10 protein-coding genes and 1 pseudogene are annotated in these 8,448 nt (G+C 71.0%); all 11 read right to left on the bottom strand.

Translation table 11 applies throughout. The annotated features are described in order from the left end of the window. Positions 1-47: 47 nt before the first annotated feature. Complete coding sequence (locus tag M3Q23_00515) at positions 48-488, bottom strand: ester cyclase (GenBank protein MDP9340599.1); 441 nt, start codon at positions 486-488, stop codon at positions 48-50. 10 nt (positions 489-498) lie between these two features. After that, a complete protein-coding gene (locus M3Q23_00510; protein MDP9340598.1) occupies positions 499-939 on the bottom strand; it encodes an ester cyclase in 441 nt (146 codons plus the stop codon). Positions 940-1,040: 101 nt separating this feature from the next. Beyond that, a complete protein-coding gene (gene mutM, locus M3Q23_00505; GenBank protein ID MDP9340597.1) occupies positions 1,041-1,901 on the bottom strand; it encodes a bifunctional DNA-formamidopyrimidine glycosylase/DNA-(apurinic or apyrimidinic site) lyase in 861 nt (286 codons plus the stop codon). Further along, positions 1,902-2,558, bottom strand: a pseudogene (gene rnc, locus M3Q23_00500) (ribonuclease III). Positions 2,559-2,714: 156 nt separating this feature from the next. Beyond that, positions 2,715-2,891: a 50S ribosomal protein L32 gene (rpmF, locus tag M3Q23_00495; GenBank protein MDP9340596.1), complete on the bottom strand. Its 177-nt coding sequence runs from the start codon at positions 2,889-2,891 to the stop codon at positions 2,715-2,717. A 27-nt stretch (positions 2,892-2,918) separates the two neighbouring features. After that, positions 2,919-3,416, bottom strand: a complete 498-nt coding sequence (locus M3Q23_00490) for a DUF177 domain-containing protein (protein ID MDP9340595.1) — start codon at positions 3,414-3,416, stop codon at positions 2,919-2,921. Continuing rightward, a complete protein-coding gene (locus tag M3Q23_00485) occupies positions 3,413-3,997 on the bottom strand; it encodes a hypothetical protein (GenBank protein MDP9340594.1) in 585 nt (194 codons plus the stop codon). The genes M3Q23_00490 and M3Q23_00485 overlap by 4 nt, the downstream gene beginning before the upstream one ends. After that, positions 3,998-4,489: a pantetheine-phosphate adenylyltransferase gene (gene coaD / locus M3Q23_00480; protein ID MDP9340593.1), complete on the bottom strand. Its 492-nt coding sequence runs from the start codon at positions 4,487-4,489 to the stop codon at positions 3,998-4,000. Next, positions 4,489-5,031, bottom strand: coding sequence for a 16S rRNA (guanine(966)-N(2))-methyltransferase RsmD (gene rsmD, locus M3Q23_00475; GenBank protein ID MDP9340592.1), 543 nt, complete (start codon positions 5,029-5,031; stop codon positions 4,489-4,491). Before rsmD ends, coaD begins: the two co-directional genes overlap by 1 nt. Before the next feature lie 10 nt (positions 5,032-5,041). Beyond that, a complete protein-coding gene (gene recG / locus M3Q23_00470) occupies positions 5,042-7,243 on the bottom strand; it encodes an ATP-dependent DNA helicase RecG (protein ID MDP9340591.1) in 2,202 nt (733 codons plus the stop codon). After that, a partial coding sequence (locus M3Q23_00465; GenBank protein ID MDP9340590.1) for a DAK2 domain-containing protein occupies positions 7,240-8,448 on the bottom strand: 1,209 nt, incomplete at its 5' end. The genes recG and M3Q23_00465, both read right to left, overlap by 4 nt.

The following is an 8,448-nucleotide window of genomic DNA, read 5'->3' as shown; positions in this document are numbered from 1 at the left end:
CGCCGTGCAGGCGATGCGCGACGCGGGCGCCGAAGTCGTCTGAGGGGTCAGCCGGCGGGCTGCGCCTCCGGCGTCGGGATCACCCCGAGCTGCATCAGCAGGCCCATCGTGTCGAACACGCCCCAGTGGTCGGTGGCCTTCCTGTCCACCACCCGGATGATGTCCATGGCTCCGACCGACATCGGCCTGCCGGTGGCGGGAATGCCCATGAACTCGCCCTGGTGCGTGCCGGAGAACCTGCTCCGGATGGCCACCCGGTCGCCGTCCGCCACCATGTCATCGACATCGACGCGGAAGTCCGGGAAGGCCTGGAACATCGCCTCGAACCATTGCCGGGACCCGGCCTTGTCGGGACTGAACCCGGGGATCACCTCGTGCTCGGTGAAGTCGTCGGCGATCAGCTCGTCGAACACCGAGAGGTCGTGCTGGTTGAACACGCCCTCCAGGAACCGCTTCGAGTCTTCCTTGTTGCGCTCCTGCTCCGACATGCCAGGCCTCCTATGCTCCGGGAGCCGGCATGGCTCCGAGCTGCTGCATCATCTTCGCCACGTCCATCTGGGCCCAGGTCTCCACGACCTTGCCGTCCTGGAACCGGAACTCCGTGACGTACTCGATGTCGATGGAGTTGCCGTTCGCAGGGATGCCCGCCCAGTCCAGGCCGCCCGTGTTCACGCCCTGCATCCGGCACCGGACGAACACCCGGTCGCCCTCGCCGATCACGTCCTCGACCGTGACCTGGCGGTCCGGGAACGACTGCATCGTGCCCGCGTGGGCCATCTTCGCCCCGTCGAGACCCGGCGGCACCATCTCGGCCCCCGGCGTGTGGGCCACGAAGTCCTGGGCGATGAGCTGGTCGAGCGCCTCCATGTCGCTGGCCGACCAGGCTTCCTCGATGCGCCGCGCGGCGCCCTTGTTCGCCTCCGCGTCGTGATTGGACATGCACCTCCCCCTTTCGTTGATGGGACGCCGGAACGCTACCCCACGGCCTTCGCATTGGGGAAGCGGACGGATCGAAGTGTCGCGGAGGATTCAGCGGACGTTCAGGACTGGCACTGCGGGCAGAAGTACGAGCGCCGCCCGCCGACGGTGACGCTCTGGATGGGGGTCCGGCACCGGCGGCACGGCTGGCCCTTGCGGCCGTACACCTTGAGCTCCCGCTGGAACTCGCCGGGCCGGCCGAACAGGTCCACGTAGGCCTCGTCGTCGAGGGTGGTACCGCGGTGGCGGATGGCCTCCTGCACCACTTCCTGGATGGCCCGGTACAGGCGGCGGACCTCCTGGGAGGACAGCGAGTCCGACATCCGGTCGTGGCGGAGCCCCGCCGCGAACAGGACCTCGTCGGAGTAGATGTTGCCGAGGCCCGACACGAACTTCTGGTCCATGAGCAGCGGCTTCAGCTTCGATGCCCGCTGGGCCAGCAGATCGCCGAAGGCCTGCCAGGTGAACGTGTCCTCCAGCGGGTCGATGGCGATGTGGTCGAGCTCGCGGACCTTGCCCAGCTCGTCCGCCGACGTGACGAACATCTCGCCGAAGGTGCGGGGATCGACGAACCGGAGGTCGCCGCCCTGCTGGAAGGTGATCACGACGTGGGTGTGGGGCGGCAGGGGCTGGCGCTTGGTGGCCCGGATGAACTGGCCGCTCATCCCGAAGTGCACCACCAGGACGTCTCCGCCCTCGAGGTGGAGCAGGAGGTACTTCCCCTTGCGTTCGACCTTGGTGACCTTGCGGGACTCCAGGCGTGCGGCGAACTCCCGGCGGACGCCCCGCTTGCCGGGCTTGGCGTGCCGGCGGATGGTCCGGAGGGCATTCGGGCTGGGGCGGACCTCCACCTGCTTGATCCGCTTGCCGACCACGTCCTTCTCGAGGTCCCTGCGCATGACCTCGACCTCGGGTAGCTCCACCTACGCTCCTTCTCCCTCTCCGCTCGGGCCGGTCCCGGCCACGAGCTTGGTGAACGCCTCACGGGCGGCCTGTTGTTCCGCCTCCTTCTTCGAGTGGCCCTTCCCCCGGCCCCACGACTCGCCGGCCAGGTACACCGTGGCCGTGAACTCCTTGGCGTGGTCGGGCCCCCGGGAGACCACCCGGTACTCCGGCACCGAGCCGATGTCCTGCGAGGCCAGCTCCTGGAGCCCGGTCTTGTAGTCGCGGTCCCCCTCGCCCCTGGCGTAGGCCTCCATGCGGGGCCAGAACAGCCGGTCGATCAGCCGCCGCGCCGCGCCCAGGCCCAGGTCCAGGTACACCGCCCCCAGGACGGCTTCCATGGCGTCGGCCAGGATGCTGGCCTTCAGCCGGCCCCCGGAGAGCTCCTCGCCCCGGCCCAGCAGCACCAGCTCGCCGATCCCGAGGTCCCGCGACACCTCGGCCAGCGACGTCATGTTGACGGCGGCGGCGCGGAGCTTGGCCAGCTCCCCCTCCGACAGGTCCGGGAACTGCCGGAACGCCCGGTCCGTCACCACCAGCCCCAGGACGGCGTCGCCCAGGAACTCCAGGCGCTCGTTCGTCACCACCAGCCCCTGCTCGAAGGCGAACGAGCGATGGGTGAGGGACGCGCGGGCCAGGTCGTGGTCGCGGAACCGGACCCGCAGGGCCCGCTCCAGCGCCTCCACCTCACCGGGACCGGCGCCCTGAGCGGACCCGTCCTGGGACACGCCCCGTGCCTTCCGGGGCGCCTCGGCCGTGCCGCGGCGCCCGCCGCCTCGCGCCATCTCGGTCCCTTACTCGACCTCGATGGCCTGGCGTCCCGCGTAGTAGCCGCAGTTCAGGCACACGCGGTGCGGCAGCTTGGGCTGGTGGCACTGGGGGCACTCGGCGTACGTCGAGGGCTCCGCCTTCCAGTGCGCGGCCCGCTGATCGCGCTTGGTCTTCGTGGTCTTCTTCTTCGGCGTTGCCACGTGTGTTCCTTCCTGTCGGTCGGGCCTCTAGTTGAACAGCCGGTCCAGCCAGGCCCACCGGGCGTCGGCGGGCTGGGGCGCACAGGTGCACTCCCCCGCGTTCCGGTCTCCTCCGCATCGCTCGCACAGCCCCAGGCAGTCATGCCGGCACAGGGGCGAGAACGGCAGGCCCAGCATCAGCGCGTCCCGGACCATGGGCTCGACGTCGATCGCCCCTTCCGGTTGCAGCGGATACTCGTCGCCTCCCGGCGGGGCGTCGGCCGAGAACAGCTCCCGGACCTGGAACTCGAACCCGGCGTCGAACGTGCGCAGGCACCGGGCGCACGACAGCGCCATCCGGCCGCCAACCGTCCCCGACACCAGGATGCCCTCGACCACGCTCTCCAGCAGGAACTCGCCGTGCACGGGGGTCTCGTCGGGAACCCGGGCCAGCTCGATGCCGAGGCCCGGGACGGGCTCGTCCACCCGCACGGCGCGGGAGGAGCCGGGATGGCCCAGCAGGTCGCGGACGTCGATCGGGTTCACTGGGGCAGCTCCTGGAGCTCCTCCTGCTCCCCCTGCTCCTCGACCAGCTCCTGCGCCGGATGGGCCAGGCCCTGGAGCTTCTCGCGGCCCCGCTGTACCTGCTCGACGGTCTTGTCCAGGCTGCCCCGGGTGTGCTCGAAGGACTCCGCCATGGCTTCGTGGGTCTGGGCCAGCCCCTCGTGGAGACGCTGGAGGGTGATCTCGAACTGCGCCAGCTTGGCGTCGACGTAGTCCTCGGCCTCCAGCTTCACCTGCCGGGCCTGCTCCCTGGCCTCGCCCAGGATGTGCTCGGCCTCCTCCTGAGAGGCCTGGACCACGGCTTCCCGCGACAGCAGCCTGGCCTGCTCGGCCCGGGCCTTCTCCAGCAGCGCGTCGGCCTCCCGGCGCGCCTTGACCAGGAGCTCCTCCCGGTCCTTGACCACCCACCGGGCCTGCTTGATCTCCTCGGGAAGGGAGTCGCGCATCTCCGCCACCACCTCGAGCAGCTCCTCCCGGTTCAGGAGGGCCGACGACGACAGGGGCATGGACTTCGCTTCCTTGATCATGTCCTCGAGCTGCTGGATTCGAGCCGCAAGATCCATCTATCCACGCTCCTTGCCCAGCTTCTCGCCCAGCCGTTCGGCGACCACCGCGGGCACCAGCCCGGTGACGTCGCCACCCAGGCTGGCCACCTGGCGGACCAGGGAGGACGACAGGTACGACCACATGGGGTTCGTGGTCATGAAGAACGTCTCCACGCCGGCCAGCCGGTGGTTCATCTGGGCCATCTGGAATTCGTAGTCGAAATCAGAAACCGCTCTCAGCCCCTTCACCACGATCGCCGTCCCCCGCTGGGCGGCGAAGTCCACCAGCAACCCGGAGAACGAGTCCACCTCGACGTTCGCCATGTCGGCCACGGCCTCCTTCAGCATGGCCACTCGCTCGTCCACGCTGAACAGCGGTGTGGCCTTGCCGGCGTTCTCGAGCACCGCCACCACCACCTGGTCGAAGTGGCGGCTGGCCCGCTCGATGATGTCGAGGTGACCGTTGGTCACCGGATCGAACGTCCCGGGACACAAGGCCGCCCTGGCCATCAGACCTCCCGATACAAGACGACGAGGGTATCGCCGTACTCCAGGCGCCTCGCGACCTGCCAGGATACAGGAATCACAGGGATGTAACCCTTTCTGGGCCTGGTCAGGGCCACCGTGGCCCCCTCCGCCAGCCATCCCCCGGCCAGCTTCTCCAGGTCGCCGGCCACGCTCTCCGGGGCCGTGTCGTAGGGCGGATCCACGAACACCAGGTCGAACGGCTCCACGGATGTGCCAAGGAAACGAGCAACCTCGCGCTCGACGACGGTGGCGTTGGCCGTGAGCTTGCTTCGCTGAAGATTGTCATGAATCGTCCGGATTGCCTGGCGGGAGCGGTCCACGAAGGTCGCGTGGTCGGCCCCTCGAGACAGCGCCTCGATCCCGGCGGCCCCCGTCCCCGCGTACAGGTCCAGCACCATGGCGCCGGGGACCCGTGCGGCCAGGCTGGAGAACACGCCCTCCCGGGCCCGGTCCGAGATCGGCCTGGTTCCAGGCGGAACCGGCCCCAGCCGCACGCCCTTGGCCGCGCCGGCGATGACCCTCATCGGATGACCCTCACGAGTGGAACAGCCAGTCGATGGACTCGGCGAAGCGATCCTCCAGCTCGCGCCGGAGCGCCGGATGGCCGGTGAGCTCGGGATCCTGGTCGATGAGGGCGAAGGCGCGGGCGCGGGCCCGCCGGACCAGGTCGACGTCCTCGGCCAGGCGGGCCAGCTTGAGATCCGGCATGCCGGACTGCCGGATGTCGAACAGCGTCCCCTCGCCCCGGAGCCGGAGGTCCTCGTCTGCCAGCTCGAACCCATCGGTGGTCCGGACCATGGCGTCCAGCCGCTCCCGCGCCAGCTCGTTGTCCGGAGCGCTCTCGTCGAACAGGTAGCAGTACGAACGGTGCGCGCCGCGTCCGATCCGGCCCCGGAGCTGGTGGAGCTGGGCCAGGCCGAACCGTTCGGCGTTCTCCACCAGCATCACGGTCGCGTTGGGGACGTCCACCCCCACCTCGATGACGGTCGTCGAGATCAGCAGGTCGAAGCGGCCGGCCCGGTACTCGTCCATCCGGGACTCCTTCTCCGCGGGACGCATCCGGCCGTGCAGCACGTTCACCCGGAGGTCCGGGAACACCTCGGTGGCCAGGCGCTCGGCCTCCTTCTCCGCCGCCTTGACCTCCAGCCGGTTGTCCTCGTCGATGGCCGCGCACACCACGAAGGCCTGCCGGCCGGACTGGACCTCCCGCCGCACCACGTCGTAGGCCAGCGCTCGGTCCTCGGCCGTGCGGACCACCCGCGTCTCCACGGGCTGGCGGCCCGCCGGCAGCTCGTCCAGCACGGCCACGTCGAGGTCGCCGTAGTAGGTCAGGGCCAGCGTCCGGGGGATCGGCGTCGCCGTCATGATCAGGACGTCCGGCGACGCACCCTTCCCCTTCAGGGCCATCCGCTGGTGGACCCCGAAGCGGTGCTGCTCGTCCACCACCGCCAGGGACAGGTCGAGGAACCCCACCGCCTCCTGCACCAGGGCGTGGGTCCCCACCACCAGATCGACCTCCCCGGAACGGACGCCGTCCAGGACCCTGGTCCGCTCCTGGCCCGTCACCGCGGCCGTGAGGAGGGCGAAGGTCAGCGCGGGCGCCGGTTCGGCCTCCGCCAGCAGCGACTCCTGCCCGGGCGAGCCCTGGGCGGTGCGCCGGCGGGCGGCGTCGGCGAACCGGACCGCGCCGATCGGCTCCAGCAGGGCCGCGGCGTTCCTCGCGTGCTGGCCCGCCAGCACCTCGGTGGGCGCCATGATCGCGGCCTGGTGGCCGGATTCGACCGCCGCGAGGCAGGCCGCCAGGGCGACCACCGTCTTGCCCGAGCCGACGTCGCCCTGGAGCAGCAGGTTCATGGGATGGGGCCGGGCCATGGCCCCGGAGATCTCCTCGATGGCCCGCCGCTGTCCCTCCGTCAGCTCGAACGGCAGGGAGGCCACGAACTTCCCGATCAGCTCGCCGTCGGGACGGTGGGCCACGCCGACCTCCTGGGCGGCCACGCGGTGCTTGCGGAAGCCCACCCCGAGCTCCAGCACGAACAGCTCGTCGAACTTCAGCCGCTCCTGGGCCCGGGCCAGCTCCTCCTGCGACTGCGGGAAGTGGATGTTCCGCAGGGCCCAGTCGTACGAAGCGACCTCCTCCGGCCCCACCACCTCGTCGGGCAGCGCGTCAGGGACCTCCGCCAGCTGTTCCAGGGCCCGGAACACCAGCTCGCGGATGGTTCGGGTGGTGATGCCCTCCGTGGCACCGTGCACCGGGGTGATCCGGCCGGTGTGGATGGTCTCGGCCTCCCCTCGGAGGACCTCGACCTCCTGCTTCGCCATCTGGAGGGCGCCGCCGTACAGCGCGACGGTTCCCGAGACGGCCAGCTCGTGGCCCTCCTTGTACGACGTGGCCGTCCAGGGCTGGTTGAAGAAGTTCAGGTGGAGGTAGCCGGAGCCGTCCCACAGCGTCACCGTGACCATGCTCTGGCGCCGCCGGGTCAGCCGCTTCTTCACGGTGCGGACGGTGGCGATGATGGTGGCCTGCTGCCCCACCCGCAGGTCCCGGATCCTCGCCACCTGGGACCGGTCGATGTAGCGCCTCGGATAGTGGTGCAGGAGCTGTCGAACGGTCTCGATGCCGAGCCCGTCGGCCAGCGCCTGGAACGCCGGAGGGCCTTTCTCGCGCATGCCGACCCGGCGGTTGGCCACTCGGGGATCGACCTCGCGGACCGGCGCGTCGAGGGAGAGGCTCACTCCAGGCCGATCAGGTAGGCGTACTGGGGCTGCCCGCCTCGGTGCGTCTCGACGTGCAGGTCGGGAGCCGCGGCCCGGACCGCCTCCTCCACGGCGGCCGCCTCCTGGTCCGAGGGGTCCGCCCCCACCACGAGGGTGATGACCTCGTGGTCCTCGGTGCGGAGGTCCGCCACCAGACGGGCCGCCAGCTCCGCCGGCTCCCCGCCGGCGACGCGAACCTCTCCCTCGGCCAGGCCGAGCCAGTCCCCCGCCTGCACCCGGCCCTTCGGGGTCTCGGCGTCCCGGACGGCCCGGGTGATCTCGATGGCCGTGGCGGCATCCGCGGCCTCGGCCATGTCCTTCTCGTTCTCCTCCGCCGAGGCCATGGGGTTGAACGCAGCCGCCGAGGCCAGGCCGGCCGGTATGGAACGCGACGGCACGACGCGGACGTCCTTCCCGCTCGCGGCGGCGGCCCGCTCCGCGGCGGGGACCACGTTGCGATGGTTGGGCAGCAGCACCACCGAGGTGGACGGCGCCGCCTGGATCGCCTCGACCAGGTCTCCCACGGACGGATTCCGCCCGGGGCCGCCGGGGACGACCACGGCTCCCAGCGAGCGGAAGATCCGGATCAGGCCGTCGCCATCGGCCACGGCCACGAGCGCCGTGGCCTGGTGCTCGGCCACCCGGACCGCTCGGGCCTGTCCGGCCACACATCGCTCGGCGACCTGGTCCTCCAGGTCGACCACCTGCACGTCGCGCACGGCCCCGGCGTCCCGCCCCGCCTCGACGGCCAGGTCCGGTTCGTTGGTGTGGACGTGGACCTTGAACATCCCGCCGCCCCCCACCACCACCAGGGAATCCCCCAGGCCACCCAGTCGCTCGGTGAGCGCGGGGACGCGGTCGTCGCCGGCTTCCAGCAGGTACATCACCTCGTGCCGGAACGAGAGCTCGCGGCGGTCGCCGTCCTCGACGTGCCCGACCGGGCCCGGTGGGCCGACCGCCACGGTCAGGTCGTGTCCGCCCAGGGTCGACGCGATCGCGTCGAACAGCAGGACGATCCCCTTGGCTCCGGCATCCACCACGCCGGCCGCCCGGAGCTCGGGAAGGACGTCCCTGGTCCGCTCCAGGGACGCTCGAGCTGCGGCCAGGGCCGCGTCCGCCACCTCGGGAAGGGTCGCGTCCCGCCCGGCGGCCTCGCGCGCCGCTTCGGCCGCGTCCGACAGCAC

Source organism: Actinomycetota bacterium (genome assembly GCA_030774015.1).
Taxonomy (GTDB): domain Bacteria; phylum Actinomycetota; class UBA4738; order UBA4738; family JACQTL01; genus JALYLZ01.
This window is presented reverse-complemented; position numbering and strand designations above follow the sequence as displayed.

Coding starts and splice junctions, on each gene's coding strand:
- coaD (MDP9340593.1), bottom strand. CDS start 4,489: ATGGCCAGGGCGGCCTTGTGTCCCGGGACGTTCGATCCGGTGACCAAC.
- M3Q23_00515 (MDP9340599.1), bottom strand. CDS start 488: ATGTCGGAGCAGGAGCGCAACAAGGAAGACTCGAAGCGGTTCCTGGAG.
- rsmD (MDP9340592.1), bottom strand. CDS start 5,031: ATGAGGGTCATCGCCGGCGCGGCCAAGGGCGTGCGGCTGGGGCCGGTT.
- M3Q23_00485 (MDP9340594.1), bottom strand. CDS start 3,997: ATGGATCTTGCGGCTCGAATCCAGCAGCTCGAGGACATGATCAAGGAA.
- M3Q23_00510 (MDP9340598.1), bottom strand. CDS start 939: ATGTCCAATCACGACGCGGAGGCGAACAAGGGCGCCGCGCGGCGCATC.